Below are 633 nucleotides of genomic sequence, written 5' to 3' on the forward strand. Positions count from 1 at the left end.
AACGGCAGTGAGGACACACGGAGAAGAAAAACGACGTGTAGACCTGACCACAGTCAGTACATGCAAAGTGTCTTTTTGATGTGCTTTTTTTAGGTGTAAAAACTTTCTCTTCCATGACAAAACCAACGAGTAAAATAATTACTTACAAAACACTTGTATACAATGAACAAGTTACTTGGTTTGCGTTTATATACTGTATACATGTTTCTTGTCAACTATGGCATTGTATAGAGTTGTACTTGAGATATGATAATTAGTAAGAAAAATCATAAGCACCTAGTTGCATTAATTGGCGTCAGTTATAAATTCAAAAAACTGAGGTAAGGCATTGATGAAAAAGTCTTTAATTGAAAGCATTCGTATTAAAACAGTTGAAGCAGAAGCTCTAAAAGAACGTTCTTTTCAGCTAACGATGCAAAAAAAAGATTTTGTTCGAGAACCTGACATAGTTCACTTTTTACTTATGAAATTTGTGGAAGGGAAACTAGCTGTAGATCTCGATGAAAAAGGAAATCTGAAACTAAAGCAAACGCTTGAAGGATAAAACTCGCTAACGCTCAAACACTGGCGCGCTAACGCTTGCGAGTTGCCTTAGTGACGTGAACCCTTGAAGTTATTGTGAAAGTACCCCCG

At 36.3% G+C, this 633-nt stretch carries 1 protein-coding gene; it reads left to right on the forward strand.

Features of this window, described 5'->3' with window-relative positions; translation table 11 throughout:
- Positions 1-331: 331 nt before the first annotated feature.
- Positions 332-544: a hypothetical protein gene (locus tag VJL_RS17160; RefSeq protein WP_038879776.1), complete on the forward strand. Its 213-nt coding sequence runs from the start codon at positions 332-334 to the stop codon at positions 542-544.
- Positions 545-633 lie beyond the last annotated feature (89 nt).

The sequence above is a fragment of the Vibrio jasicida CAIM 1864 = LMG 25398 genome (genome assembly GCF_000400365.1).
Taxonomy (GTDB): Bacteria; Pseudomonadota; Gammaproteobacteria; order Enterobacterales; family Vibrionaceae; genus Vibrio; species Vibrio jasicida.

Excerpts from the sequence above, each read along its gene's own strand:
- VJL_RS17160 (WP_038879776.1), top strand. The coding sequence starts at position 332 with ATGAAAAAGTCTTTAATTGAAAGCATTCGTATTAAAACAGTTGAAGCA.